Source organism: Azospirillum sp. A29 (assembly GCF_042604625.1).
Classification (GTDB): Bacteria; Pseudomonadota; Alphaproteobacteria; order Azospirillales; family Azospirillaceae; genus Azospirillum; species Azospirillum palustre.
Genome location: NZ_CP170466.1, coordinates 933686 through 960683, shown reverse-complemented (window position 1 = coordinate 960683; position 26998 = coordinate 933686). Strand labels below are relative to the sequence as shown.

23 protein-coding genes are annotated in these 26998 nt (G+C 67.7%); 12 read left to right on the top strand and 11 right to left on the bottom strand.

Features of this window, described 5'->3' with window-relative positions; genetic code table 11:
• Positions 1 to 28: 28 nt before the first annotated feature.
• From metH to ABNQ38_RS19355, 6 genes are all read left to right on the top strand, one after another.
• Entirely contained in the window at positions 29 to 3520 is a 3492-nt protein-coding gene (gene metH / locus ABNQ38_RS19380; RefSeq protein WP_377809787.1) for a methionine synthase, read from the top strand.
• Between the two features lie 67 nt (positions 3521 to 3587).
• Complete coding sequence (locus ABNQ38_RS19375) at positions 3588 to 3920, top strand: nucleotidyltransferase domain-containing protein (protein WP_377809786.1); 333 nt, start codon at positions 3588 to 3590, stop codon at positions 3918 to 3920.
• A gap of 37 nt (positions 3921 to 3957) precedes the next feature.
• Entirely contained in the window at positions 3958 to 4272 is a 315-nt protein-coding gene (locus ABNQ38_RS19370) for a HEPN domain-containing protein (RefSeq protein WP_377809785.1), read from the top strand.
• A gap of 38 nt (positions 4273 to 4310) precedes the next feature.
• Positions 4311 to 4814 carry a thioesterase family protein gene (locus ABNQ38_RS19365; protein ID WP_377809784.1) on the top strand — a complete coding sequence of 168 codons (504 nt, stop codon included), beginning with the start codon at positions 4311 to 4313 and terminating at the stop codon, positions 4812 to 4814.
• Positions 4815 to 4879: 65 nt separating this feature from the next.
• Entirely contained in the window at positions 4880 to 5416 is a 537-nt protein-coding gene (locus ABNQ38_RS19360; protein WP_377809783.1) for a pentapeptide repeat-containing protein, read from the top strand.
• Between the two features lie 119 nt (positions 5417 to 5535).
• Entirely contained in the window at positions 5536 to 6564 is a 1029-nt protein-coding gene (locus ABNQ38_RS19355) for a GGDEF domain-containing protein (protein WP_377809782.1), read from the top strand.
• Positions 6565 to 6586: 22 nt separating this feature from the next.
• On the opposite strand, the gene ABNQ38_RS19350 is transcribed toward ABNQ38_RS19355, so the two are convergent.
• The 3 genes from ABNQ38_RS19350 to ABNQ38_RS19340 form a co-directional block, all read right to left on the bottom strand.
• The gene (locus ABNQ38_RS19350) at positions 6587 to 7666 is read right to left on the bottom strand and encodes an NAD(P)H-dependent flavin oxidoreductase (protein WP_377809781.1); all 1080 of its coding nucleotides are present in this window, start codon (positions 7664 to 7666) and stop codon (positions 6587 to 6589) included.
• A 112-nt stretch (positions 7667 to 7778) separates the two neighbouring features.
• Positions 7779 to 9401, bottom strand: coding sequence for an ABC-F family ATP-binding cassette domain-containing protein (locus ABNQ38_RS19345; protein WP_377809780.1), 1623 nt, complete (start codon positions 9399 to 9401; stop codon positions 7779 to 7781).
• A 104-nt stretch (positions 9402 to 9505) separates the two neighbouring features.
• Positions 9506 to 10393, bottom strand: coding sequence for a LysR family transcriptional regulator (locus ABNQ38_RS19340; protein ID WP_377809779.1), 888 nt, complete (start codon positions 10391 to 10393; stop codon positions 9506 to 9508).
• Positions 10394 to 10500: 107 nt separating this feature from the next.
• On the opposite strand from ABNQ38_RS19340, the gene ABNQ38_RS19335 reads away from it, so the two are divergent.
• The gene (locus ABNQ38_RS19335) at positions 10501 to 11730 is read left to right on the top strand and encodes an MFS transporter (RefSeq protein WP_377809778.1); all 1230 of its coding nucleotides are present in this window, start codon (positions 10501 to 10503) and stop codon (positions 11728 to 11730) included.
• A gap of 60 nt (positions 11731 to 11790) precedes the next feature.
• On the opposite strand, the gene cysC is transcribed toward ABNQ38_RS19335, so the two are convergent.
• From cysC to ABNQ38_RS19320, 3 genes are read right to left on the bottom strand one after another with little or no spacing between them, the layout of a single operon-like run.
• A complete protein-coding gene (cysC, locus tag ABNQ38_RS19330; protein WP_377809777.1) occupies positions 11791 to 13659 on the bottom strand; it encodes an adenylyl-sulfate kinase in 1869 nt (622 codons plus the stop codon).
• A 1-nt stretch (position 13660) separates the two neighbouring features.
• Entirely contained in the window at positions 13661 to 14458 is a 798-nt protein-coding gene (gene cysD / locus ABNQ38_RS19325; protein ID WP_377809776.1) for a sulfate adenylyltransferase subunit CysD, read from the bottom strand.
• The gene (locus ABNQ38_RS19320) at positions 14455 to 15159 is read right to left on the bottom strand and encodes a phosphoadenylyl-sulfate reductase (RefSeq protein WP_377809775.1); all 705 of its coding nucleotides are present in this window, start codon (positions 15157 to 15159) and stop codon (positions 14455 to 14457) included. Before ABNQ38_RS19320 ends, cysD begins: the two co-directional genes overlap by 4 nt.
• 262 nt (positions 15160 to 15421) lie before the next feature.
• Here ABNQ38_RS19320 and ABNQ38_RS19315 point away from each other — a divergent pair, with 262 nt between their 5' ends.
• The 4 genes from ABNQ38_RS19315 to ABNQ38_RS19300 all read left to right on the top strand — a co-directional run bounded on the left by ABNQ38_RS19315 (position 15422) and on the right by ABNQ38_RS19300 (position 18644).
• Complete coding sequence (locus tag ABNQ38_RS19315) at positions 15422 to 15979, top strand: bifunctional precorrin-2 dehydrogenase/sirohydrochlorin ferrochelatase (protein ID WP_377809774.1); 558 nt, start codon at positions 15422 to 15424, stop codon at positions 15977 to 15979.
• Positions 15980 to 16120: 141 nt separating this feature from the next.
• Positions 16121 to 16408 carry a DUF2849 domain-containing protein gene (locus ABNQ38_RS19310; RefSeq protein ID WP_377809773.1) on the top strand — a complete coding sequence of 96 codons (288 nt, stop codon included), beginning with the start codon at positions 16121 to 16123 and terminating at the stop codon, positions 16406 to 16408.
• A 57-nt stretch (positions 16409 to 16465) separates the two neighbouring features.
• Positions 16466 to 18157, top strand: coding sequence for a nitrite/sulfite reductase (locus tag ABNQ38_RS19305; RefSeq protein WP_377809772.1), 1692 nt, complete (start codon positions 16466 to 16468; stop codon positions 18155 to 18157).
• Positions 18144 to 18644 (top strand): DUF934 domain-containing protein, encoded by a 501-nt coding sequence (locus ABNQ38_RS19300; protein WP_098740282.1) that lies wholly within the window; start codon positions 18144 to 18146, stop codon positions 18642 to 18644. The genes ABNQ38_RS19305 and ABNQ38_RS19300 overlap by 14 nt, the downstream gene beginning before the upstream one ends.
• Positions 18645 to 18728: 84 nt before the next feature.
• Here ABNQ38_RS19300 and ABNQ38_RS19295 read toward each other — a convergent pair whose 3' ends face one another.
• Positions 18729 to 19478 carry a calcium-binding protein gene (locus ABNQ38_RS19295; RefSeq protein ID WP_377809771.1) on the bottom strand — a complete coding sequence of 250 codons (750 nt, stop codon included), beginning with the start codon at positions 19476 to 19478 and terminating at the stop codon, positions 18729 to 18731.
• A gap of 308 nt (positions 19479 to 19786) precedes the next feature.
• A complete protein-coding gene (locus ABNQ38_RS19290; RefSeq protein ID WP_377809770.1) occupies positions 19787 to 20422 on the bottom strand; it encodes a DUF882 domain-containing protein in 636 nt (211 codons plus the stop codon).
• 559 nt (positions 20423 to 20981) lie between these two features.
• Between ABNQ38_RS19290 and ABNQ38_RS19285 the strand changes: the two genes are divergently transcribed.
• The gene (locus ABNQ38_RS19285) at positions 20982 to 22289 is read left to right on the top strand and encodes a pentapeptide repeat-containing protein (RefSeq protein ID WP_377809769.1); all 1308 of its coding nucleotides are present in this window, start codon (positions 20982 to 20984) and stop codon (positions 22287 to 22289) included.
• 42 nt (positions 22290 to 22331) lie between these two features.
• Here the strand turns inward: ABNQ38_RS19285 and ABNQ38_RS19280 are convergent, their stop codons facing one another.
• The 3 genes from ABNQ38_RS19280 to ABNQ38_RS19270 form a co-directional block, all read right to left on the bottom strand.
• Positions 22332 to 24050 carry an ATP-binding protein gene (locus ABNQ38_RS19280; RefSeq protein WP_377809768.1) on the bottom strand — a complete coding sequence of 573 codons (1719 nt, stop codon included), beginning with the start codon at positions 24048 to 24050 and terminating at the stop codon, positions 22332 to 22334.
• A 122-nt stretch (positions 24051 to 24172) separates the two neighbouring features.
• On the bottom strand, positions 24173 to 24769 hold the full coding sequence (locus ABNQ38_RS19275; protein ID WP_109050605.1) for a response regulator transcription factor: 597 nt from the start codon (positions 24767 to 24769) through the stop codon (positions 24173 to 24175).
• Entirely contained in the window at positions 24766 to 26943 is a 2178-nt protein-coding gene (locus ABNQ38_RS19270) for a PAS domain S-box protein (protein WP_377809767.1), read from the bottom strand. Before ABNQ38_RS19270 ends, ABNQ38_RS19275 begins: the two co-directional genes overlap by 4 nt.
• Between the last annotated feature and the right edge of the window lie 55 nt (positions 26944 to 26998).

Here is a 26998-nt window from a genome sequence, read left to right as displayed (position 1 = left end):
CGCCAAATAACGGACAAGACGCATTCCCATGGCCCACATCCTCGACACCCTGCGTGACCGTGTTCTGCTTTGCGACGGCGGGTTCGGCAGCCGCATCCAGGCGCTCGACCTCGACGTCGAGAAGGATTACTGGGGGCACGAGAACTGCACCGACATCCTGCCCCTGTCGCGCCCGGACATCGTCCGCGACATCCACCGCGGCTATTTCGAAGCCGGGGCGGACATGGTGGAGACCGACACCTTCGGCGCCTCGCCGGTGACGCTGGGCGAGTTCGGCATCTCCGAGAAGGCGTTTGAGATCAACCAGCGCGCGGTCGAACTGGCGCGCGAGGCGGCGGAAAGCTTCAAGGACGGCCAGCCGCGCTTCGTCATCGGCTCCATCGGGCCGGGCACCAAGCTGCCCAGCCTGGGCCACATCGCCTATCAACCGGCGGAGGACAGTTTCTATGTCCAGGCCGCCGGCCTGATCGCCGGCGGCGCCGACGCCATCCTGGTCGAGACCTGCCAGGACCCCTTGCAGATCAAGGCCGCCGTCAACGGCATCAAGCGCGCCCGGCTGGAAGCCAACAGCGACACCCCCGTCTTCGTCCAGGTGACGGTCGAGACCACCGGCACGCTGCTGGTCGGCACCGACATCGCCGCGGCGGCCACCGTCATCCAGGCGCTGGACGTGCCGCTGATGGGGCTGAACTGCGCCACCGGCCCGCTGGAGATGAGCGAGCATGTCCGCTGGCTGTCGCAGAACTGGCCGGGCCTGATCTCGGTCCAGCCGAACGCCGGCCTGCCCGAACTGGTCGACGGCAAGACCCACTACCCGCTGCGCGCCGACGACTTCGCCCATTGGCTGGAGCGCTTCGTTGGCGAGGACGGGGTCAACCTCGTCGGCGGTTGCTGCGGCACCAACGTCCCGCACATCGCGGCGGCGAACCAAATGCTGCGCAAGCTTGCCCCGGCCGGCTCGCACCGCCCGGCGCCGAAGGGCCGCACCGTCCATTGGGTGCCGGCGGTGGCCTCGCTCTACTCCCAGGTGACGCTGCGCCAGGAGAACGCCTTCTTCGCCATCGGCGAGCGCTGCAACGCCAACGGCTCCAAGAAGTGGCGCGAGTTGCAGGAGAAGAACGACTGGGACGGCTGCGTCGAGATGGCGCGCGAGCAGGTCAAGGAGGGCAGCCACTCGCTCGACGTCTGCACCGCCTTCGTCGGCCGTGACGAGGTGGCGGAGATGAACGCGGTGATCTCCCGCTTCTCCGGCTCGGTGACGGCGCCGCTGGTCATCGATTCGACCGAGTACAAGGTGCTGGAACAGGCGCTGGCGCTCTATGGCGGCAAGGCGATCCTGAACTCGATCAACTTCGAGGACGGCGAGGAGCCGGCAAGGCTGCGTCTGGCGCTGGCCAAGAAGTTCGGCGCCGCCGTCATCGCGCTGACCATCGATGAAGAGGGCATGGCGAAGACGCCCGACCGCAAGCTGGAGGTCGCCAAGCGGCTCTACGATCTGGCGGTCAACGAGTACGGCCTCGCCCCGTCCGACCTGCTGTTCGATCCGCTCACCTTCACCATCGCCACCGGCAACGAGGACGACCGCAAGCTCGCCATCTGGACCTTGGAAGGCATCGAGGCGATTGCCCGCGAGATGCCCGGTTGCCAGATCATCCTGGGCCTGTCCAACGTCTCCTTCGGCCTGAACGCCGCGGCGCGCCATGTGCTGAACTCGGTCTTCCTCGACCATGCGGTGAAGAAGGGGATGACGGGCGCCATCGTCCATGTCTCCAAGATCCTGCCGCTGCACCAGATCCCTGAGAAGGAGGTCAAGACCGCCGAGGATCTGATCTTCGACCGCCGTGCGGAAGGGTACGACCCGCTCCAGGCCTTCATCGCCCTGTTCGAGGGGCGCAAGGCGGCCGACGCCAAGAAGAAGGCGCGGGCCGAGACGGTGGAGGAACGGCTGAAGGAGCGCATCGTCGACGGCGACCGCACCGGGCTTGAGGACGATCTGGCCGAGGCGATGAAGAGCCATCCGCCGCTGGAGATCATCAACACCTATCTGCTCGACGGCATGAAGGTGGTGGGCGAACTGTTCGGCGCCGGCAAGATGCAGCTTCCCTTCGTGCTTCAGTCGGCGGAGACGATGAAGACCGCCGTGGCGTGGCTGGAACCGCACATGGAGAAGATCGAGGGCCAGCAGAAGGGCACGCTGGTTCTCGCCACCGTGAAGGGCGACGTCCACGACATCGGCAAGAACCTCGTCGACATCATCCTGACCAACAACGGCTACAAGGTGGTCAATCTCGGCATCAAGCAGCCGGTGACCGCCATCATCCAGGCCGCCAAGGAGCACAAGGCCACCGCCATCGGCATGTCCGGCCTGCTGGTGAAGTCCACCGTGGTGATGCGCGAGAACCTTGAGGAGATGACCCGCGAGGGGCTGGAGGTTCCGGTCCTGCTCGGCGGTGCCGCCCTGACCCGCGCCTATGTCGAGGGCGACTGCGTGGCCTCCTACGGCTCGGGCCGCGTCGCCTATGCCGGCGACGCCTTCGACGGGCTGACCCTGATGGACAAGGTGGTGGAGGGCAGCTTCGACCAGCAGCTCGCCATCCAGCAGGCCAAGCGCGCCGGCAAGGCGACCAACCGCCGCCGCGTGCTGGGGCAGGCGACCAGCGCCGCCACCGGCCCGGTGGACAAGGACGCCGTCCGCGCCCGCCGCCACCGGCTGGCCGAGGGCGTTCCGGTGCCGACCCCGCCCTTCTGGGGGCCGAAGCTGATCGACCATGTGCCGCTGAAGACTCTGGTCACCTACCTGAACGAGCGGATGCTCTATCAGCTGCAATGGGGCTACCGGAAGGACGGCAAGTCCTTCGAGGAGTTCAAGGAGTGGGCGAAGAAGGAGCTGCGGCCGGTGCTCGACCGCATTCTCCAGATCGCGGCGAAGGAGGAAATCCTGCGTCCGACCGCCGTCTACGGCTATTGGAAGGCGGCGGCCGACGGCAACGACGTCATCCTGTTCGAGGAGGACGGCATCACCGAGGCCGCCCGCTTCTCGCTGCCGCGCCAGGGCAAGGAGGACGGCGAGTGCATCGCCGATTTCCTGCGCGACGTGACCGATCCGGAGCGTGACGTGCTCGGCCTCCAGGTCGTCACCATGGGCCAGCATTGCGCCGAGGTGGCGCGCGAGTGGTTCGCCGAGAACCGCTATCAGGACTATCTCTACCTGCACGGCCTGTCGGTGGAGATGACCGAGGCGATGGCGGAATATGTCCATGCCCGCATCCGTGCGGAACTGGGCTACGGCGCCGAGGACAGCCGCGACAAGGAGAAGCTGTTGCAGCAGTCCTACCGCGGCAGCCGTTATAGCTTCGGTTATCCGGCCTGCCCGAACCTGAAGGACCAGGAACAGCTGCTGAAGCTGCTGGACGCCGGCCGCATCGGCATCGAGATGTCGGACGAGGACCAGCTCCATCCGGAGCAGAGCACCTCCGCCATCGTCCTGCACCACCCGCGGGCCAAGTACTTCTCGGTGTAAGGCCTTCGGTCCATGGGATGATCCTCCGCCGCCTGTTCCGTGTTAGGATGGGTGGCGGAGGCACCCCATGGCTGCGGTCGACACGCGGAACGACGAGAAGCTGCAAATCCTGCTGGACCGGATCGTCCCGGCCCTGGAGCCGGAAGCCGTCTACCTGTTCGGCAGCCGGGCGCGCGGCGATTTCGACGAGGACAGCGATTACGACCTGCTGGTGATCGTCCCGGACGATGCGCCGAAGGAACGGCGGTCGATCCATTATGCCTATGCGTCCAAGATCGGCACCGGCATTCCCGCCGACATCATTCCCTGTACGCGCACCAATTACGAAGCGTCCAAGGATGTCGTGGGCACCTTGAGTTACGAGGTCAAGCGCCGGGGGCTCCGGGTTTATGGAGCGTAGGGAGGTCCAGGGATGGCTGGTTGTTGTGGAGCGCGACGTGAAGGCGATCCGCAACAACCTCTATGGTCCCGAACCGGAGCCAAATATGGCGGCCTATCATTGCCAGCAGGCGGTCGAGAAGCTCGCCAAGGCCCTGCTTGTGGCGGCCGGCACGATGCCGCCCAAGTCCCACGACATCGACAGTCTGGTTGCCCGGCTTCCAGCCGGGCATCCGATGGCGCTGCGCATCGCCGCGTTGGCTCATCTCACCGCATTCATCAGTGCGCCGCGTTATCCGGGAGCCGGTATCTTCGACGACCCTCTGCCCGACCTGCCGGTTTCGGAGGTCGTCGGCTGGCTGGCGGAGATCTAGACCCTGCGAACCGACATCATCCGCTTTCTTGGAATGCCATGACCACCGATGCCCCCGCCCCCTTGACCCTCCACCGCGAAACCGTGCGTCCGGAGTGGATCGACTACAACGGGCACATGAACGTCGCCTATTACCTGCTGGCCTTCGACCATGCGACGGATGCCGTGCTGGACCGCTTCGGGATCGGCAAGGCGTATGTCGCGGCGGAGAACCGGTCGGTCTTTGTCGTCGATGCCCACCTGACCTATGCCCGCGAGGTGACCGAGGGTACGCCGCTGCGTTTCGACTCGCTGCTGCTCGGCGCCGACGCCAAGCGGCTGCACCTGTTCCACGAAATGCGGCATGCCAAGGAGGGCTGGCTGGCGGCGACGGCCGAGTTCATGCTGCTGCACGTCGATCTCGGCACGCGGAAGACCGGCCCATTCCCGTCGGCCGTCGCGGCTGCGCTGGCCGGACAGGCGGCTGCCCATGCCGTCCATCCCCAACCGCCGCAGGCGGGGCGTGCGGTTGCCCGGTTGGACGGTTCCCGAACCGCCGGATAACCGCAAGCCCTGCTTGCAACGGCCCGGTGGTTGAGTTGAGCGGCGGTGCCCCCATCTATCGAGGGATGAGAACCGCACCCGTCCCGCCGCTTCGCTTGCGCATCCGTTCCGGCATTCTTGCCGCCGCCGCGGCCGTGCTGACCGTCCTTTCCGTGGGCCCGGCGCTGGCCGATTGCACCGAGGCGGCGCAGCCGAAGGTCAATTGGCGGCGCTGCTCGCTGGAGGGGCAGACGCTGACCGGTGTCGATCTCAGCGGCGCCATGCTGCGCGATGCGACCTTTCAGCGCACCAGCCTGGGCGAGGCGAAGCTGACCGATGCCGACGGCTACCGGGCCAAGTTCATCAGCGCCACCGCCCCCGGCGCGGTCTTCGACAAGGCCCGCCTGATCGAGGCGGACTTCACCCGCGCCGACCTGACCGGCGCCAGCTTCCGCGAGGCCGACCTGCGCAATGCCAAGATGGTGGGGGCGTCGCTGGCGCGTGCCGACCTGACGGGAGCGAAGCTGTCCGGCACCGACCTGCGCCATGCCGACCTGTCGGGGGCACGCTGGACCGACGGTACGCATATCTGCGCCGAGAGTTCCGTCGGACAATGCAATTAATCGGATAGTGCACAACCAGGGCGGTTGTAACATCTCGTCCTGTTCCCAAAAACCTTCTTGCCGTAAGGGCTTGTGCCGCGTACCGTTCGAAATCGAATGATTTTGGACGGACGGCGGTCGTGGCAACTGCGGAGGATTTCGAGCGTTCCAGCGGCCTTGCCGCGAAGGCCATGGAGCGGATGCTGTCCGACCGGCTGGCGGCCACCCCGGAAAACTTCACACTTTGGTATGTCTATTACAGCGGCAACAACCCGGACCTGACCCGCGCCATCGATCTGGCGCGCCGCGATGGGCTGGCCGCCTCGCAGACGCTGTGCGACGAGCTGTACAAGCGCTTCTTCACCATGGACGCCGAAGCCCAGGCGATCCGTGAGACCTCCGACAAGGCCCGTTATGCCCTGGGGCGCATATTGGAGCAGCTGGGCAATGTCGGGTCGGAGACGGAGCGCTACGGCAATGCCCTGTCCGGCTTCCGGGAAGAGCTGGACCAGCCGCTCAGCCTGTTGGAACTGCGCGCCATGGTCGCCGCCATCGCCGCGGAGACCAAGGAGATCGTCGACCGCCAGACGGCGCTCCAGCTGCAACTTCAGGAATCGAGCCAGCAGCTGGCGGAGATGCGGGTCAGCCTGGACAGCGCGCGGCGCGAGGCATTGACCGACGGGCTGACCGGCATCGGCAACCGCAAGGCCTTCGACCTGATGCTGGAGGAGGCGATGGAGGCGTCGGTGCGCGACGAGCAGCCGCTGTCGCTGCTGATGGTCGACATCGACCATTTCAAGAGCTTCAACGACACCCACGGCCATCTGGTCGGCGACCATGTGCTGAAGCTGGTCGCCCGCATGCTGACCGAATGCATCAAGGGCCGCGACACCGCCACCCGCTATGGCGGGGAGGAGTTCGCGATCATCCTGCCGCGCACCAGTCTGGAGAACGCCACCAGGCTGGCGGAGCAGGTGCGGGTCTTCGTCGGTGGCCGCCAGATCGTGAACAAGGCGCGCAATGCCAATTACGGCACCGTCGCGCTGTCGGTCGGTGTCGCCCAGTTCCGCCCCGGCGAACCGGCCCTGACGCTGGTCCGCCGCGCCGACCAGGCGCTCTACGCCGCCAAGCGCAGCGGCCGCAACCGGGTGACGGCCGAGGCGGTCTGAGCAGGCCGGCCCGTTTATCCGGTCAACCGGCAAGCCTGCGCCGCACCTCCTCCGTCCCGCGCAGCAGCTCCGCCACCAGTTCCCCCGCCGGGCGCCGATGCGCCAGTGTCAGCCCCTGTCCGGCCCACAGCGACAGGAACTCCGCCCGGCCGGCCTTGCCGGCGGCGGTGCGCAGCGGGCGGGTCAGTGTATTCTGCAAGGGGAAGGGCAGCACCGCCTCGGGCGCCTGCGGGTCCTCCACCGTCTCCATGAAGCGGTTGACGATGCCGCGTGCCGGCCGGCCGGAAAAGGCGCGGGTGATGCGGGTCTGGTCCTCGCGCGCCGCCAGGATTGCGGCCTTGTGCGCCTCGGGGATGCCGGCCTCGCCGGTGGTCAGGAACACCGTGCCCATCTGCACCGCGGTCGCGCCCAGCGCCAGCGCCGCGGCGATGCCGCGCCCGTCCATGATGCCGCCCGACGCGATCACCGGCACGCCCACCGCATCGGCCACCTGCGGCACCAGCGCCATCGTGCCGACCAGATTGGCGGCCGGATCGCCGATGAAGCTGCCGCGATGCCCGCCGGCCTCGCTGCCCTGGGCGATCACCGCATCGACGCCGGCCTGTTCCAGGGCCACCGCCTCCGCCACCGTGGTCGCGGTGCCCAGCACCCGCATGCCGCGTGCCTTGGCCGCCGTCACGCTGTCGGCGGGCGGCAGCCCGAAGGTGACGCTGTAGAAGGCGGCGCCGCTGTCCAGCAGGGCGGCGATTTGCCGGTCGAAGGCGTCGCCGCCATAGGCGGGCTCTTCGGCCTCCGGCAGGCCAAGCTCGGCATGGAAGGGCCTCACGCGGGCCATCGACTCAGCCATCATTGGCGCCGGTCCGGGGGCCGGCGTCGGCGCGAACAGGTTGATGCCGAAGGGCAGGGCGGTGCGCTGACGGATGGCGAGCGCTCGCTCCGCGATCTGCTCCCCGGTCAGGTAGGCGGCGCCGACGAAGCCCAGCCCGCCGGCCTCGTTGACCGCGGCGACCAGGGCCGGCGTGTCGCCGCCCCCCGCCATCGGCGCCTGGATCACCGGCGACCGCAGCCCCAACAATTCAAGGGAATCCGGATGAGAGGGCATGTTCGCCTCCGCTGCCTCGACAACGCAGGCGATGCTACGCCTCGGCGGACTTCACGACCAATGACTTGTTCTGAAGGGGCCGTTCACTTGGAGTGATGGGAAGGGCAGAGGCTCAGCTGTGCAGCCCCGGCGCCTCCTGTCCGGTGCGCTCGACATACTCGGTGTAGCCGCCGCCATACTGGTGGATGCCCTCCGGCGTCAGCTCCAGCACGCGGTTGGAGAGGGCTGCCAGGAAATGACGGTCGTGCGACACGAACAGCATGGTGCCCTCATAGGCCGCCAGCGCCTGGATCAGCATCTGCTTGGTGTCGAGGTCCAAGTGGTTGGTCGGCTCGTCGAGCACCAGGAAGTTGGGCGGGTTGAACAGCATGATCGCCATCACCAGCCGCGCCTTCTCGCCGCCCGACAGCACGCGGCACCGCTTCTCCACATCGTCGCCGGAGAAGCCGAAGCAGCCGGCCAGCGCCCGCAGCGAGCCCTGGCTGGCCTGCGGGAAATGCGCCTCCAGCGCTTCGAAGATGGTCTGGTCGCCGTTCAGCAGCTCCATCGCATGCTGGGAGAAATAGCCCATCTTGACGCTGCCGCCGACGGTGACGGTGCCGCTGTCGGGTTCGGTCGTCCCGGCGATCAGCTTAAGCAGGGTCGATTTGCCGGCGCCGTTGACGCCCATCACGCACCAGCGCTCCTTGCGGCGGATGGTCAGGTCCAACCCTTCATAGATGGAGCGGCTGCCATAGCCCTTGTGGACGTTCTTCAGCACCGCCACGTCGTCGCCGGAGCGCGGGGCCGGCGGGAAGTCGAAGGTCACGACCTGGCGGCGCTTGGGCGGCTCGAAGCGTTCGATCTTGTCCAGCTTCTTCACCCGGCTCTGCACCTGGGAGGCGTGCGAGGCGCGGGCCTTGAAGCGCTCGATGAACTTGATCTCCTTCGCCAGCATCGCCTGCTGGCGTTCGAACTGCGCCTCCTGCTGCTTCTCCTTCAGCGCCCGCTGCTTCTCGTAGAAGCCATAGTCGCCGGAATAGCTGGTCAGCGTGCCGCCATCGATCTCGATGATCTTGGTGACGATGCGGTTCATGAACTCGCGGTCGTGCGAGGTCATCAGCAGGGCGCCCTCGTAGCCCTTCAGAAAGCCTTCCAGCCAGATCAGGCTTTCGATGTCCAGATGGTTGCTCGGCTCGTCGAGCAGCATGGCGTCGGGGCGCATCAGCAGGATGCGGGCCAGCGCCACGCGCATCTTCCAGCCGCCCGACAGGCCGCCGACGTCGCCGTCCATCATCTCCTGGCTGAAGCTCAAGCCCGCCAGCACCTCGCGCGCCTTGCCTTCCAGCTCATAGCCGCCCAACTCGTCGAAACGGGCCTGCACCTCGCCGTAGCGCTCGATGATGGCGTCCATCTCGTCGGCGCGGTCAGGGTCGGCCATGGCGGCTTCCAGCTCCGCCAGCTCGGCGGCGACGACGCTGACCGGCCCGGCGCCGTCCATCACCTCCGCCACCGCGCTGCGGCCGGACATCTCGCCGACATCCTGGTTGAAATAGCCGATGCTGACCTGCTTCTCGATCGCCACCTGACCGCCGTCCGGCTGCTCCTCGCCGGTGATCATGCGGAACAGGGTGGTCTTGCCGGCACCGTTCGGACCGACCAGCCCGATCTTTTCGCCCCGGTTGAGCGCCGCGGAGGCCTCCAGGAACAGGATGCGGTGGCCGTTCTGCTTGCTGACGTTATCGAAGCGGATCATGGGCGGCAGGGGTCCTTGGGGCGTGATGCGCGAAAGCGTGATGGCGGCCCCTTATGCCACAGGATGTGCGCCGCAGCAGAGTCTTGATCGATCCAACCTCTCTCCTACGGTCCGCTCTCCCGCGCGAGATCCAGGAAGCCGGCGATGTAATCGACCGTCTCCTCGCCGCGGCGGACGCCGAGATGGATGCTCTTGCCGATCCCGTTGGTGCCGAGCCGCAGTGTGCGGACGGGCAGGCCGGCCCCGTCCTCCCGCACCAGCCAGTCGGGCAGGACGGCGACCCCGCGCCCGGCGGCGACCAGTTGCAGCATCAGGTCGGTGGTCTCCGCCGTCCGGTGGCTGCGCGGCCGGCACTGGGCGGGAACTAGGAAGCGGGTGTAGATGTCCAGCCGGTCCAGGCTGACCGGAACGGCGATCAGTTCCTCGTCCAGCAGGTCCTGCGGCTGCACGATCCCGCGCACGGCCAGTGGATGAGCCTCATGCACCACCAGCACGAGGTCGTAATCGAAGACCGGCGTGAACAGGACGTCCGGCCGGTCGACCGGGTCGGGGGTGATCAGCAGATCGATTTCGTTGTCCACCAGCGCCGCAACGCCGTCGAAACGGAATTCGGTGCGCAGGTCGAAATCCACTTCGGGCCAGCGCGTCAGATACACCCCCGTCATCCGCATCAGCCAGCGTTCGCAGGGGTGGCATTCCATTCCGACCCGCAAGGTGCCGCGCCGGCCCGACGCGAAGTCGGCCAGCACCCGCTCCGCATGCTCGAACTGCGGCAGCACCCGCTGGGCCAGCGCCAGAAGATGGTTCCCCGCCTGGGTGAAGCGGAGGCTGCGCCCCTTCTTCATCCAGATCTCGATGCCGTGGCGCTCCTCGAACCTGGCGATGGTGTGGCTCAGCGCCGACTGGCTCAGGTTCAGCCGGCCAGCGGCGGCGGTGACGCTGCCCGTCCGGTCGACCTCGCGCAGGATCGCGAGGAACTGGCGATCGAGCATCCATGACTCCTGTTCATCGAACCATGAGAACAAACCATTTCCGCTCATAGTGCCGGGTCGCTAAGCCTTGCTCAACCATTCGCCTTCAAATCGTCCCGGAGAGTCCCATGCCGCAAGCCGAAGCCACTGCCAGGAACGAACCGGCGTCCGCGGTCTCCCATGCGCATGAGGTGAGCAACGTTGCCCGGCTGGTCATCGCGCAGGCGCTGGCCGGCGCCAATGCGGTGGTCGTCTATGCCACCGGCGCAATCGTCGGCAATGCGCTGGCCCCCAGCCCGGCGCTGGCGACCCTGCCGATCTCCATCTTCGTGGTCGGCATGGCGATCTGCACCCTGCCGGCCGGCAGCATCGCCCGGCGTTTCGGCCGGCGCGCGGCGTTCCTGGGCGGGACCGGATGCGGCGTCCTCGTGGGTCTGCTTTCCTCGCTGGCTCTCCTGCTCGGCTCGTTCTGGCTATTCTGCGCGGCGATGATCCCCGGCGGAGCCTATGCCGCGGTGGTGCTGTCCTTCCGCTTCGCCGCCGCCGACTGCACCGGTCCGGAGCGCCGGCCGCGCGCCATGTCCGCCGTGATGGCGGGGGGCGTGGTCGCCGGCATCGTCGGCCCGCAGCTGGTCACCCACACCATGAACTTGTGGCCGCCTCACCTGTTCGCTGCGACCTATCTGGCGCAGGCCGCCGTCGCCGCGCTGTCGGCCCTCGTCCTGCTCGGTGTCCGCCTGCCCAAGCCAACAGCGTCGGACGTCGCTGGCGGACGCCCGCTGGCCGTCATCCTGCGCCAGCCCCGCTTCATCACCGCGGTGATCTGCGGGGTGGTGTCCTATCTGCTGATGAATTTCATCATGACCGCCGCCCCGCTGGCGATGCGGCTGTGCGGACTGCCGCAGGAATCGTCCAATCTGGGCCTGCAATGGCACGTCATCGCCATGTACGCCCCCAGCTTCTTCACCGGGCGGCTGATCGGCCGCTTCGGTGCGCCGCGGATCGTCGCCGCCGGTCTGGCGCTGATCGCCGCATCCTCCGCGGTCGGACTGGCCGGGCAGGACATCGCGCATTTCTGGATCGGCCTGATCCTGCTGGGGGTCGGGTGGAACTTCGGCTTCCTCGGCGCCTCCGCCCTGGTGCTCGATTGCCATCGGCCGGAGGAGAAGACGCGGGTGCAGTCGCTGAACGACTTCATCGTCTTCGGCACCATGGCCTGCGGCTCCTTCGCCTCGGGCAGCCTGCTGACCAGCTACGGCTGGGATGCCGTGCTGAGCATCTCCTTCGTCCCGCTGGCGCTGGCGACCGCGGCGCTGATGGTGACGGCGCTGTATCGCAGCGAGAGGACGGCAGCCTGAAAAACACGTTGGGCGCGGTCTTTCCCCCGCGCCCGTCGTTTCACCCTATAAAACCGACCCTCAGATCACATAGGTCAGCTCTTTCTCCGACTTCAGGCTGTTCTTGCCCAAGGTCTCGTCGACATAGTCCAGCAGCTGGGCCAGTGCCTCGCTGCGGCTCAGCGCGTCGGTGTCGATCAACAGTTCGGGCTGGTCCGGCGCCTCGTAGGGGGCCGAGATGCCGGTGAACTCGGCGATCTCGCCGGCCCGCGCCTTCTTGTAGAGGCCCTTCGGATCGCGCTCCTCGCAGGTGGCGAGGTTGGCGGCGACATGCACCTCGTGGAAGCGCTCGCCGCCGATCACCCGCGCCCGTGCCCGGTCGGCCTTCAGCGGCGAGATCAGCGAGGCGATCACCACCATGCCGGCGTCGGCGAACAGCTTCGCCGTCTCGGCCACCCGGCGGATGTTCTCCGCCCGGTCATCCGACGAGAAGCCCAGCCCGGCGTTCAGCCCGTTGCGGACATTGTCGCCGTCCAGCACGAAGGTCTGCCAGCCGCGGTCGAACAGCGCGCGTTCCAGCGCCATCGCCAGCGTCGACTTGCCGGCACCCGACAGGCCGGTCAGCCAGATGACGCCGCCCTTGTGGCCGTTGGCCTGGGCGCGCTCCTCCAGCGAGACGGTGTGCGACACCTCGGTGATGTTGGCCGCGGCGGCGTCCTCGATCTCCACCACCAGGCAGCCGCCGACCACGTCGTTGCCGTCGATCAGCGCGCCGCGGCCGGTGCGCGGCAGCTCCGACGCCAGATCCAGCGCGATGGGCGAGCGGGAGCGCAGGACGACCTCCGCCACCTCGTTGCGGCGGACCGCCTTGCCGGGGGTGCTGGACAGATCCTCCACATTGATGACCGCCGTCACCTGCTCCACCGTCACCCGGTGTTCGGCGGTGGCGATCTTCAGCGTGTAGGTCTTGCCGACCACCAGCGGATCGGACACCAGCCAGAACAGCCGCACGCTCAGCCGGTGGGCCAGCGTCGGGGCGTCGGACTGGTGGTGGGCGAGATGGCCGCGCTCGGCGAAGATGCGCTTGTCCAGCGTGATGCCGATGCTTTGCCCGGCCTGGGCCGACAGTACCGTCTCCGGATGGTTCCACGCCTCGATGCTGACGACTTTGGCGCTGGCGCCGGTGGGCGAGAAGTGCAGGGTGTCGCCGACGCGCAGGCGCCCGCTTTCGATGCGGCCGGCCAGGATGCGGCGGTCGTCCGGCTTGTAGACGTCCTGCAGGGGCAAGCGCAGCGGCTGGTCGGGCGAGGTCTGCTGCGGACGGAAGGCGTCGAGCTGCTCGATCACCGTGGGCCCCAGATACCACTCGGCCTGCTCGCTGCGGCTGACGATGTTGTCGCCATTGCGGGCGGAGACCGGGATCACCGCCTTGGGCTGGAGACCCAGCTCGGCCAGATAGTCCTTGATCTCCTGCGCCACCGCCTCATAGCGGTGGCTGGAGAACTCGACCTTGTCCATCTTGTTGACGACGACCGCGACCTGACGCACGCCCAGCAGATGCAACAGGAAGGCGTGGCGGCGCGACTGTTCCAGGGCGCCCTCGTCGGCGTCGATCACCAGCAGAGCGGCGTCGGCCTGGGAGGCGCCGGTCACCATGTTCTTCAGGAACTCGGTGTGGCCCGGCGCGTCGATGATGACGTAGGGACGCTGCTTCGTCTTGAAATGGATCTGCGTGGTGTCGATGGTGATGCCCTGGTCGCGCTCGGCCTGGAGCGCGTCCATCACGAAGGCCCACTCGAACGGCATGCCGCGCTTGCGGCTCATCTCGCGGACCTGCTCGACCTTGCCGTCCGGCAGGCTGCCGGTGTCGTTCAGCAGGCGGCCGATCAGCGTGGACTTGCCATGGTCGACATGGCCGACGATGACGATGCGGAGTTGAGAATGCGGCATCTTACATGTACCCCACGCTGCGCAGGCGTTCGAAGCTGTCTTCGGATTCGTTGTCCATCGCCCGGCCGGCGCGTTCCGGCACGCGGGTCACCTGAAGCTCGGCGATGATCTCGTCGATGGTGGACGCGGTGCTGTCGACCGGGAAGGTGATGTTCTTCTCACCCAGCGAGCGGTAACGCTTGCCGTCGCGGGCGAAGTACAGCGGGACGATGGGGATCCCCTCGCGCTGCGAATAGCGCCAGATGTCCAGTTCGGTCCAGGCCAGCAGCGGATGGATGCGGACATGGACGCCTTCGGGGAAGCGCGTCTTGTAATGGTCCCAGAACTCCGCCGGCTGGTCCTTCACGTCCCAGTCGCCTTCCAGCGAGCGCGGCGAGAACACGCGCTCCTTGGCGCGGGTCGCCTGCTCGTCGCGGCGGATGCCGACCATCACGCCCTGATAGGCATTGTCGCGCAGCAGGTTCTTCAGACCTTCCGTCTTGCGCGCGGCGGCGCGGGTCAGCGGCGGCAGGGTCTGGTCCATCTCCTCCTCGGGCGGGCACTGCTCCACCTTGAGGTCGAGGTCCCATTCCTTGGTGATGCGGTCGCGGAACTCGTAGACCTCCGGCAGCTCCATGGCGGTGTCGAGCTGCACGACGGGGAAGGGAATGCGGCCGAAGAACGCCTTGCGGCAGAGCCACAGCAGCGCGTTGCTGTCCTTGCCGATCGACCAGAGCATCGCCAGCTTGTCGATGCGGTTGTAGGCTTCGCGCAGAATGTAGATGCTCTGGTTTTCGAGCTGGTCGAGATCGGCGCTCATCGGGCGGTTCCAATCATGGTGTGTATGCCGCATTCGGTCTTGGCGCTGCCGGCCCAGCGGCCGGAACGCGGGTCGGCACCGGGCGCCACTCGCTCGGTGCAGGTGTAACAGCCGATAGACAGGTACCCGTCGGCTTCCAGCGGGTGGCGCGGCAGGTCGCGCCGGGTGAACTCTTCCTCCAGCCGGGCCTTGTCCCAGTTGGCCAGTGGGTTGACTTTCACGCGGCCGCCCTCCGCCTCGAACAGGGGCAGGGCGGCACGGGTCGAGGACTGGAAGCGCTTGCGTCCCGTCACCCAGGCCTCCAGCCCGGCGGTGGCCAGCGCGCGGTCCAGCGGCACCGTCTTGCGCAGATGGCAGCAGGCGTCGTAATCGCGGGTGAACAGCATGCCGTCCTTGTCGCCGGCGGCGAGGTCGTCGGCGGTCGGCCCGATCTCCCGCACATCCCTGAGGCCCAGCCGCTTCACCAGCTCGTCGCGGTAGCGCAGGGTCTCGCCGAACAGCTTGCCGGTATTCACAAACAGAACCGGGAAATCCGGCGTCGCTTCGGCGGCGAGCGCCAGCAGCACTGCGGATTCGGCCCCGAAGGACGACATCAGCGCGATCCGTCCGCCGAACAGCTCATGCATGGCGGCGAGCAGCGGCGCGCCTTCCAGCGTGCCGTGGCTGTCGGTCAGATGCTTCACCCGTGTTTCCGCGTCCATCGTCGGCTGCCTTTCGCGGTGGCCTTTAAGTATACTAAATATGTAGGTTTAATGACTGTGTTTGCACATTAACACCGGCGGAAAACCCGTGCAACGTAAATACATTCTCTACTTGTTTAATAGGTTTGTGCTGCGCTGCAAATCGTTGTGTGAAATATGTTGATTGTCGTGCGGCAGCCGGGCTAAATACCGCCATGCACAGGACCCCGGTTATAGGCGCCGCAGCCGCCCGCCCGATTTCGCCCGTTTCGGTGAGGCCGGCATGATTCCGCTGGCGCTCGACCCGGCGCGGGTGACGATTGCGCTTGCCGGCAACGGCCCGCTCGCGGTGCGCCGTCTGACGCAGCTTCGCGAGGGCGGGGCCGATCCGCAGGTCTTTTCACCGGAACCGGATGGGGAATTGGCGGCTCTCGCCGGCGACCGTCTGGTGCGGGCTCTGCCGGAGGCATCCGATCTCGACAAGGTCGGCGTGCTGTATGTGATGGGGCTGGGGACGGAGACCGAGACGGCGCTGGCAGACCTGGCACGGCAGCGCCGGGTGCTGGTGAATGTCGAGGACGTCATTCCCTTGTGCGATTTCCACTCGCCCTCCGTGGTGCGGCGTGGCGATCTGGTGATGACGGTCTCCACCGGCGGCCGCAGCCCGACGCTCGCCAGCCTGCTGCGCCAGCGGCTGGAGGCCCTGTTCCCGGACGACTGGGCGGAGCGGCTGCGCACCATCGCCGAGCTTCGCAACCGCCGCCGGGCGGAGGGCGCGTCGATGTCCGAGGTCGCCCGCGAAAGCCGCGACCTGATCGACCGGGAGAAGTGGCTGCCGTAACGGCCCGCCTCCCGCGAAACCCATTCTATCGCGAATTCACTGCCGGACCGCCGACGGTTCGGGTTAAGACACCAAACGCGTTCGAGAACGACCAGCCAGGAGAGCCAGATGTCGGCCAAGGATCGATCGAAGGAAGGATCGATGAAAGCCATCACCGCCAACCGCCTGCGCGACGGAGAAGTCGTGTTCCTGGGCGACGGCGGCCGGTGGGTCGAGTCCTTTGCCGAGGCTGCGCTGTTCCAGCGCTCCGAGGCGGATGCCGTGCTGGCCGACGCCAAGGCGACGGCGGAGCGCGAGCAGTTCGGCGTTGACATCTACGCCTTCGAGGTGGTGGAGGAGGATGGCGTCCCGGTCCCGGCGACGATGCGCGAGCGTATCCGCACCGCCGGCCCGACCGTCCGTCTGGATCTGGGCAAGCAGGCCGCCTGAGTGGCTGTTCGAGTGAATGAACGTCGGCCGTTCCGGCGGCCCTGAGGGTTGATCGACATGAACCACATCGCGCCCGGCGCCCGTGCCGGCATCTACCACTATGACGAGATCGACCGGCAGTTCGTCGCCGAGCGCGTCGAGCAGTTCCGCAAACAGGTCGAGCGCCGGCTGTCCGGCGAGCTGACGGAGGAGGAGTTCAAGCCGGTCCGGCTGATGAACGGCCTCTATCTCCAGCTCCACGCCTACATGCTGCGCATCGCCGTGCCCTATGGCGTGATGTCGGCCACCCAGCTGCGCAAGCTGGCGGAGATCGGGCGCAGGTACGACCGCGGCTACGGCCATTTCACCACCCGCCAGAACCTGCAATACAACTGGATCAAGCTGGAGGACACCCCGGCCATCCTGCATGAGCTGGCCGAGGTCGACATGCACGCGCTGCAGACCAGCGGCAACTGCGTGCGCAACGTCACCACCGACCCCTTCGTCGGCGCCGCCAGGGACGAGGTGGTGGACGGCCGCGTCTATGCCGAGATCCTGCGGCAGTGGACGACGATGCACCCCGAGTTCACCTATCTGCCGCGCAAGTTCAAGATCGCCATCTCCGGCGCCGAGAGCGACCGCGCCGCGGTGCGCATCCACGACGTCGGCCTGCTGGCCCGGCGCAACGACAAGGGCGAGGCCGGCTTCTCCTTCTATGTCGGCGGCGGTCTCGGCCGTTCGCCCTTCGTCGGCAAGCTGGTGCGCGAGTGGGTGGCCGAGGAGGATTTCGTCGCCTATCTCGAAGCCATCCTGCGCGTCTACAACCAGTACGGACGCCGCGACAACATCTACAAGGCGCGCATCAAGATCCTGGTGCATGAGCTGGGGCTGGAGAAGTTCACCCAGGAGGTCGAGGAGGAGTTCGCGCGGCTGCGCGGGCCGAAGTACCGCCTGGATCCGGAGATCGTCGAGGGCGTCCGCCAGCATTTCGCCCCGCCGCCCTTCGAGGAGCTGCCCGACCATTCCGAAGCGCTGGAGCGCGCCAAGGCGTCCGATCCGGCCTTCGCCAACTGGCTTGAGGTGAATGTCGCGGAGCACAAGGCGCCGGGCTACGCCATCGCCACCATCTCGCTGAAGCCGGCCGGCGGCATCCCCGGCGACGCCACCTGCGACCAGATGGACCTCGTCGCCGATCTGGCCGAGCGGCACAGCTTCGGCGAGCTGCGCGTCACCCATGTCCAGAACCTCGTCCTGGCGCACGTCAAGAAGGACGAGCTGTACGACCTGTGGCAGCAGCTCGACGCCGCCGGCCTCGGCAGTGCCAATGCCGGGCTGATCGGCGACATCATCGCCTGCCCGGGCCTGGACTACTGCGCGCTGGCCAATGCCCGCGCGATCCCGCTGGCCCAGGCGATCTCCGCCCGCTTCGCCGATCCGGTCCGCCAGCGCACCATCGGCGAGCTGGGGATCAAGATCAGCGGCTGCATCAACGCCTGCGGCCATCACCATGTCGGCGCCATCGGCATCCTCGGCGTCGACAAGAAGGGCACCGAATATTACCAGATCACCGTCGGCGGCGACCCGACGCTGACCACGGAGATCGGCGACATCCTCGGCCCGGCGGTGACCGAGACCGAGGCGGTGGACGCCATCGAGGCCATCGTCGACGTCTATCTCGCCAACCGCACGGGCGAGGGCGAGCGCTTCATCGACACGCTCAAGCGCGTTGGCCATGCCCCGTTCAAGGAGAGAATCTATGCCGCTGATTGAGAATGGGCGCATCGGCGAGGACGCCTGGAGCTTCATCCCCGATGGTGAGCCGGTTCCCAACGACCGCCCGGTGATCATCAGCTTCGAGCGCTGGCAGGCGGAGCGTGACAGCTTCGAGGGCCGCAACGCCCGGCTTGGCGTGCGGCTGAAGAGCGGCACGCTGGCAGGATCCATCGCCGCCGACCTCGACCGTTTTTCCCTGGTGGCGGTGGAGTTCCCGAAGTTCCGCGACGGTCGCGGCTTCTCCACCGCACGCGAGCTGCGGGAGCGCTACGGCTACACCGGCGAGATCCGCGCTGTCGGCCATGTCATCCCCGACCAGTACCTGTTCCTGGTCCGCACCGGCTTCACCTCGGTCGAGGCGCCGGAAGGCACCAATCCGGAAAGCTGGGACAACGCGCTGAAGGAGGTCACCATCGCCTTCCAGCCCAGCCTGGACGACACCGCACCGCTGTCGCTGCTGCGCCGCAAGCTGAAGGTGGGGTAGGGCGGTCTTCATCCGCCCAGGAGCAATGGGAAAGGCGCCGTCCCTGCCGGGGACGGCGCCTTCCTCATTTCAGAGGGCGGTGAACTAGGAACTCGACACGTCCTGGGCCATCACCCCGGAGAGGGTGACCGTCGACGCGCTGCCGAAGCCGGAAATGTCGAGAACAGCCTCGCCCTGGGCGTTGGCGCTCACCGTGTAGCTCTGGTACGTGAACAGTCCGATCCGGTCACCCTCCGCGGCGTCGAAATCGCCCACGACGTCGTTGCCGCCGCTGCCGCCGAAGCTGACCGAGAAATCGAACAGGTCGGCGCCGGCCCCGCCTTGCAGCACGTCGTCACCGCCGCCGCCCCGCAGCCTGTCGTCACCGGTCCCACCGGACAGCGTGTCGTTGCCGGAACCGCCGGTCAGCACATCGTTGCCGTCCTCGCCGGCCATCGTCACTGCCGAGTAGGAGTTGGCCGCCGTCACGGTGTCATTGCCGACCCCGCCGATGACATGCTCGATCGAGTTGGAGATATTCAGGTCGACACCGCCGGCGTAGCGGACAAGGACCGTGTCGTCGCCATCGCCGCCGAAAAGGCGGGCCGCGGTCGCAGTGTCGAGATAGAAGCTGTCGTTCCCGGCGTCGCCGAACAGCACATTGTCGCCGGCCCCGCCGATCAGGACATCATCCCCGTCACCGCCGAACAGGGTGTCATTGCCTGCTCCCCCGACCAGAACATCGTTCCCAGCACGGCCGAACAGAGTGTCGTTGCCGTCGCCGCCATCCAGCGTGTCGTCGCCATAATCTCCGAGCAGCGTGTCGTCGCCGGGTCCACCAAACAGGTATCCCATATGCTTGCCCCCCCCATTTGCAAAACAGAGCGTTTCAAAAATTGTGAGAGATGGATGATAAACAATTCAAGGGTCAAAGAAATCAGAGAAATCTACCATAAGGTGTGGTAACAAGTCGCAATCGGCCTTGTTCGAAAAATGCGGGAAGGGGCATTCGCCGGGAGGACTCCCACGGCAGGCCCGACGGGCCGGGTGAAACAGGAGATGCCCCGAAAATGACTGTGGCGCCGAAGCCCGTCTGGACTTGGCGCCACATCGTACTGAACGTTCAAGCGATGGGGACGACCCTGTATCGGTGGTCCGGCCGCTCACCAGTGGCGGAGCGGGCCGACGTCGACATGGACGAAGTTGCTGTCCGGGTAATAGCCGACCCCGCCGCCGCGCAGGCTGAGCGCCGCACGCTGGAGCTGGCGGGTCGACAGGCCCTGGACCCGCAGGTCGATTGCCATGCCGCGCATGTGATAGCTGTTCTGCGCCACGCCGCTGCCGTCGGCTTCCCGCAGCATCGCGTTAGTCTCCGGCGAGCGGTAGCCCGAGACGATCTCGATCGGGCCGCGCCGGCCGATCTTGCGGCTCAGCGAGTGGACCAGATCGATCAGCTTCGGATCCATCGCATGGACTGAATTGTTGTGGTGGTCGCGCAGAACGCGGTTCAGGGCGCGCATCGCGTCGCGGACATACTTGCCCCGCGACCAGTATTCGGCGCTGACGCGCTCACCGGTGTGCAGGTTCACCAGGGACAGCACCCGCGGCGGAGCGCGGAGCGCCGCAGCTTCCGCCTCTTCGCTGGTAAACAGGGTCCCGCCGGCAGAGGCGACCGCCGCCAGACCGAGGCCGGCGCGCAGAAGATGGCGGCGATCAAGATGATGGCGTTCGGTGGCGTGGCTCTCGCCGACGCTCGGGCGTGCGGTCGTGATCGACCGGGCGTCCGCATCCTTCATCATTCTTCCTTCATATCCCGTTTTTCCGCTCCGGCAGCCGGAATCCATCGTCTGGACCCCGCCGTCCCGGTTACGGCCAAAGTCACACCCTGGCTAAGGTCAAGGCGTGCTGCGGTGCGTTTATCCGAAAGGTGGGACACTTTTAGGATGCCCGTGGCCTTTTCTGTCAAGAAACCATTGCTTAACCGATGCTGTTTTTTGGGGGAGTCGAGGGATTCCGCGGCCTCGCCCGGAACAGGGGCGGGAAGCCGGGTCGGGGCTGTTCGCGACCCGTTCGCAACCGGTTCGATTACAGAACCGTAACGTGCGCGACTCGGGACCGACGCGGTAAAGTCACAGCGATGGAGGTGCCGGGGCCTATGGCCGTTGCTATGGCCAAGCTTCCGTTTTTCCTATCCATCCCGGCTGGAATCCCCGTTTTCCCGCCGATGCGCCATGCCGGCGGGCCGCCGAACCGCATCCTCCGAAAGAGGGTGCGCAAAAGGGGGATTCATTCAGCCTTCGGTAAGGAATGAACCGCATGATTGTCGCGATGTAACCATTTCACGGCGTCGAGTTGTCCGTGCCAACCGCCACCACCCCGACCGCACAGTCCGTCTCCTTCTTTCGGCCCGACCAGCTGGCCGAGGTGCTGGAGCGGCACGCCCGCTGGATCAAGGGCCAGCCGGGCGGCGCCCGCGCCAACCTCGCCATGGCCGATCTGGAGGGGGTGGACCTGTCGCAGCGCGACCTGCGTGGCGCCCGTCTGGTCGGGGCGCGGCTGGCGCGCGGGCGGCTGAACGGAACCAATCTGGCCGGCGCCGACCTGTTCGGCGTCGATCTGCGCGATGCCGACATCAGCCGCGCCAACCTGATGCAGACCGACCTGCGTGGCGCCCGGCTGCGCGCGGCCGACTTCTCGAACGCCAATTTGAAGGGCGCCGACCTGCGCGCCGGCACGCTGGAACCGGGCGGCACCGCCCGCCGCGGCACCGGCCCCGATGCGCAGGACGCCGAAAGCGCCCGCCAGATCCACAAGGCGGCCCTCTCCCGCCTCCAGAACGGCATGATGGCGGAGGGCGGCATTCCCACCGACCTCACCGGCGCGGTGCTGCGCGGCGCCAACCTGTCCGACGCCGACCTCAGCGGTGCCATGTTGCAGAACGCCGATCTTTCCGGGGCGGTGCTGACCGGGGCGGACCTGACCGGCGCCCGGCTGAACGGCGCCAACCTGTCGGGGGCGGCGCTGGACGGCACCCGCTTCGACAAGGCCGACATGGTCGGCACGCGGATGGCCGACTGCGACCTGTCCTCCACCCGCATCGCCACGGCGCAGATGACCCGCCCCATCGACAGCATGGGGTCGGAAATCCAGCGCGCCATCTTCGACCATGAGCGCTGGATCGACAGCTTCGGCCAGCGCGGCCAGCGGGCCGATCTGGACGGCGCCGACCTCAGCCGTGCCGATCTGCGCAACGTCAACCTCAGCGCCGCTTCGCTGCGGGGGGCCAACCTGTCGGCGGCGGCGCTGACCGGCGCGCGGTTGATGATGACCGATCTGTCGGGCGCCAATCTGGAGGGCGCCAACCTGATGGGCGCCGACCTGTCGGGCGCCAACCTCAGCTACGCCGTGCTGACCGGCGCCGACCTGACGCGAGTGCGGCTCGGCCCGGCGGCGATCAAGGATCCGTCGGGCCGCCCCACCGGCCGCTCCTGGGCCGCCAATCTGATGGGAGCCGACATGCGCGGCGCCCTGCTGGTCGGCACCTGTCTGGTTCAGGCGAACCTGTCCGACGCCAATCTCGACAGCGCCGACATGGACGGTGCCGACATGGCCGGCGCCAAGCTTCAGCGCGCCACGCTCCCCGGCCGTCCGCCCCGCCGGGGTTAAAGGCGGAACTCCACATCCCGACTTAACCTCCCGCTGCCTTCCTTACGGCAGGATGATCGTCACCGTGGTGCCGGTGCCCGGCTTGCTGTCCAGGGTCAGGGTGCCGCCATGGGCCTCGACGAAGCGGCGGGCCAGCGGCAGGCCCAAGCCGGTGCCGGCCTCCGCCTTGGTCAGATAATTGTGGACCTGACGGAACGGCTCCATCGCGATCACCAGTTCGTCTGCGCTCATGCCGACGCCGGTGTCGGCGATCACGATGACGGCACCGGTTCCGCCGGGCCCGGGCTTGGCCTCCACCCGCACGGCACCGCCCGACGGGGTGAATTTGATGGCATTGGACAGGACGTTCAGCACCGCCTGCCGCATGCGGACCCCATCCACCGTGACCTGAAGATCGGACGCGATGGCGCCGCTGGTCAGCACCACCCCCTTGCGCAGGGCCAGCGCCTCCATCAGCGACAGGCAATCCTCCAGCAGCTCGCCCAGCGCGACGCAGGCGGGGAACAGTTCCAGCCGTCCGGCCTCGATCTTCGCCATGTCCAGAAGCTCGTTCACCAGATCCAGCAGAAGGCGGCCTGACTGGTGGATGGCGGTCAGATATTCGACATGCTTGGGCGGGGAGGGGCCGAAGATGCCGGACATCAGAGCCTCGGCGAAGCCGATGATCGCGTTCAGCGGGGTGCGCAGCTCGTGGCTCATGTTGGCCAGGAAATCGCTCTTGGCCCGGTTCGCCGCCTCGGCATGCTCCTTTTCCGATTGCAGCCGGCGGCGCTGCTCGATCAGCACCGCCTCGCGGGCGCGCCGCACCTCCTCCTCGGCGCTGCGGCGGCGGCGGTAGGCGCGCGACACCAGCAGCGCCAGCATCAGCGTCGCCGCGCAGGCGGCGGCCGCTCCGCCGACCACCGTCATGCGGGTGGCGTTCAGCTTCTGCTGCACGAGGGCCGACGGCACGCCCAGCACCACCGCCCAGCCGGTTTCGGGTGAGCGGTGTATGACAGAGTGGACCTCGACCCCGTCCCTGGTCTGGCCGAGGAACATGCGGTTGCTGCCGGTCCGGATCCGCGCCTCCAGCGATGCGTAGACCTTCTGGCCCAGATAGGCCGCCGCATCGCGCGAGCGGGCGGCGATCAGCATGGTCGGATCGATGACGGTGACCGTCCATTCCGGCGGGGTGTCGCGGGTCCGCAGGGCGCTGGACAGCCCCTCCAGCCCAAGCGCCAGCGACAGGATGTAGCGCACCCGGTCGTTCTGGCGGTCCGGGTCGAACTGGAGGATCGGTGCCCGCAGGATCAGCGACGGCCGGCCCGGCGGTCCGCCGGGCGGCAGCACGCCGCCGATGGTCGCGCGGCGGCTCTCGATGACATGGCGGGTGATCTCGTCCAGCCGGGGCGGCGGCAGCGGCTGGACGCCCAGCGGGTAATGGGTGTGGAAGACGAAGCGGCCGGTGTCGGCGTCGACCATCCCCATCGCCAGCCAGCCGGGTTGGCTGTGGGTGGCGGTGGTGGTCTCCTGGTACAGGGTGCGCAGATCGTCGGCATTGGGCTGGAGCAGCGACGCCAGCAGTTCGAGCGGCCGCAGCTGGCTCGCCAGTTCACGGTCGACCGCCAGCGACAGCGACTGCGCCACCGATTGCAGCGCATCCTCCGTCTCCGCCCGGTCGCGCGCATCGAGCTGCCAGACCATCACGGCGCCGAACAGCAGCAGCGGTGCCGTCACGGCCAGACCGATGGCGAGGATGGAACTGGGTAACCGAAACCTCAACCGCTGATGCTCCAGACCGTCGGGGACGACCACCGGAGTGGTGCGAACAGACTAGTACGGGACAGGTGGGGACTCCAGGCACCTCCGTCGTCCCCTGGGTTTTCCCTTATCGGCGGGAGCAATCAGGCCGCACCCGTCAGCAACCGCGTCAGCTCCACCGCCGTCTTCACCCGCATCTTCTCGAACACATGGCTGCGGTGGACCTCGACCGTGCGCATGCTGATGCCCAGCTCGTCGGCGATCACCTTGTTCAGGCGGCCGGCGACGACCAGCTCCATCACCTGCCGTTCGCGCTGGGTCAGGGTGGCCAGACGGGCGGCCAGCCCGGCCTGACCGGCCTCGCGCTCGCGCTGTTCGGCGTCGAAGGCCAGCGCGTCGATCACCCGGTCGACCAGCTCGTTGTCGTTGAAGGGCTTCTCCACGAAATCGCGGGCCCCCTTCTTCAGGGCGCCGACGGCGATGGGCACGTCGCCGTGGCCGGTCAGGAAGATCACCGGCATGCGGCAGCCCTTGGACAGTAGCCGGTCGAACAGCTCCAGCCCGCTCATCCCCTCCATGCGAATGTCCAGCAGGAGGCAGCCTGCGGTGTCCGGCCGCCACGACTCCAGGAAGGATTCGGCCGACGGCCAGCCCGCCACCGGGACGTTGCGCGACTGAAACAGCCAGCCGAGCGCGTCGCGGATGGCCTCGTCGTCGTCGACGATGTGGAGCGTGGTCATTCGGCAGCCTCGGCGGTGTGATCGGGATGTGGGCCGGCGGGATGTGGGCCGCCGGGATGCGGACCGGTCGTCCGGTCCGGCGTGCGGGCATGGACGGGCAGGGTGAACAGGAAGCGCGTGCCGGCGGCGGCGGCTCCCGTTGCATCCCCGTTTCCATCTCCCTCCGGCGCCAACGTCTCGAACCACAGCCGGCCGCGGTGGTGTTCGACGATGGACCGGCAGATGTTCAGGCCCATGCCCATACCTTCGCGCTTGGTGGTGAAGAAAGGGGAAAACAGGCGGTCGGCCACGTCGGGGGCGACGCCGCAGCCATGGTCGCGGATCTCGGTCAGCAGCAGGCGGGCGCCATCCTTGCCGTCCTCGCCGCCATCGCAGTCGGTCTGGCGGACGGTGACGGTCAGGCGGCGGTCGGCGCGTGGGGTGCGGGCCATCGCCTCGATCCCGTTGCGCATCAGGTTCAGCACCACCTGTTGCAGCAGGATGCGGTCGCCGGTGACCGGCGGCAGATCGGCCGGGGCATCCAGCTCCACCCGCACGCCCAGCCTTGCGGCGTCGCTGCCGGCCAGCCCGACGCAATCCTCCAGCACCTCGGCCAGCGAACAGGGGGCGACCCTGGGATCGCGCTTGCGTACGAAGTCGTGGATGCGGCGCACCACCAGCCCGGCGCGCTTGGCCTGGGCGGCCAGCTTCTCCAGCGCCGCCGCCACCTCCTGCGTGTCGCAGCGGTCGGAGCGCAGCCGGTTCAGGCAACCGGTGCAATAGCTGGCGATGGCCGACAGCGGCTGGTTCAGCTCATGCGCCAGGGTGGAGGCCATTTCGCCCATGGTGATCAGGCGGGAGGTCTGTTGCAGCCGCTCCTGCTGCTGGCGCGCCAGCTCCTCGGCGCGCTTGCGCTCAGTGATGTCGAGGACGGAGCCCATCCAGCCGGTCTGCCGGCCGTTGGCGTCGATCAGCGGCGCCTCGTAGATCAGCGCCTCGAACCGCTCGCCGTCGGCGCGCTGGAAGCGCATCTCCAGCCCGCTTTCCGGCGCCCGGCCGGCCAGCACGTCCTGGAAGGCGGCCTCGGCCCGGTCGATCTCCTCTGGCAGCCAATAGGGCGCCGGCGGGCCGCGCCCGATCAGATCGTCCGCCTCCAGCCCAACCATCCGGCAGAAGGCCGGGTTGACGTAGGTGATGCGCCCTTCCAGGTCGCGGGCGCGCATGCCCACGGTCAGGCTGTCCTCCATCGCCTTGCGGAAGGCATGTTCCTCGCGCAGCGCCTCCTCGGCGCGCAGGCGGCCGGCGATGTGCCGGCGCAGCGACCACAGGCTCCACAATGCCGATCCGGTCAGCGCGAAGATCGCCGCCACCAGAACTGTGCGGGTGACGTTGGAGTCGGTGGGGTAGGCGGTGGCGACCAGGGCCATCCCATGGCCGGGCGGATCGAACGGGATGAGGTGGCTGCGCGCGGGGTCGGGCGCCGGTCCTGCCATGGATCCCGGCACCGACATGCGCGACTTCGATCCCAGCACCGTGCCGGTGGCGTCGACCACCTCCAGCTGGTAGCGCTGGGCGAACCACCAGGGGACATGGTGGGTCAGCATCGCCTCGAAGGAGAAGACGCCGACCAGCGTGCCGGCGAAGGCGCCGTCGCGGAACAGCGGGAAGGCGGCGTCGAAGCCGCGGTCGGTGGCGTCGATCCGGTAGGGCGCGCCATAGGCCCGCAGGCCGGAGGACCGCGCGATCCGCACCGCGTCGTCGCGTGCCATCCCCTCCGCGCCGGCCGGCTCCGAAGGTGTATCCGTTCCGCCGTTCCCCGGCAGCGGCGGCTCGGCCAGCAGGGTGCGGCCCTGGGCGTCGAGCCACAGCACCCGCTCGATCGCCGGATTGGTGTTCACCACCAGCCGGGCCATTGCGCCGAACTGCCGCAGGTCCACCTCAACCCGGCCCAGCGTTTCTGCCAGCCTCTCCAGCTTGTCCTCGTCCGACGCGAGCTGGAAGTGCAGGTTCTGCTCCACCCACAGGGCGTCCTTGATCAGCGCCAGCGCCTCCTCCTCCCGCTCGTTGCGCTGCAACAGCCACAGGAAGGCGCCCAGCAGCACCACGACCAGCGCCATCGCCACCACCGGCATGGCGTGCGGCACCGCCCGCCCGATGCGGACGGCAGGACTGGATGTGCGGGATGGCTTCGGCATCGGTGTGGACACGAAAGTGTGGGGGCAGGGGATGGCGGGACCGTACGAAAGTGGA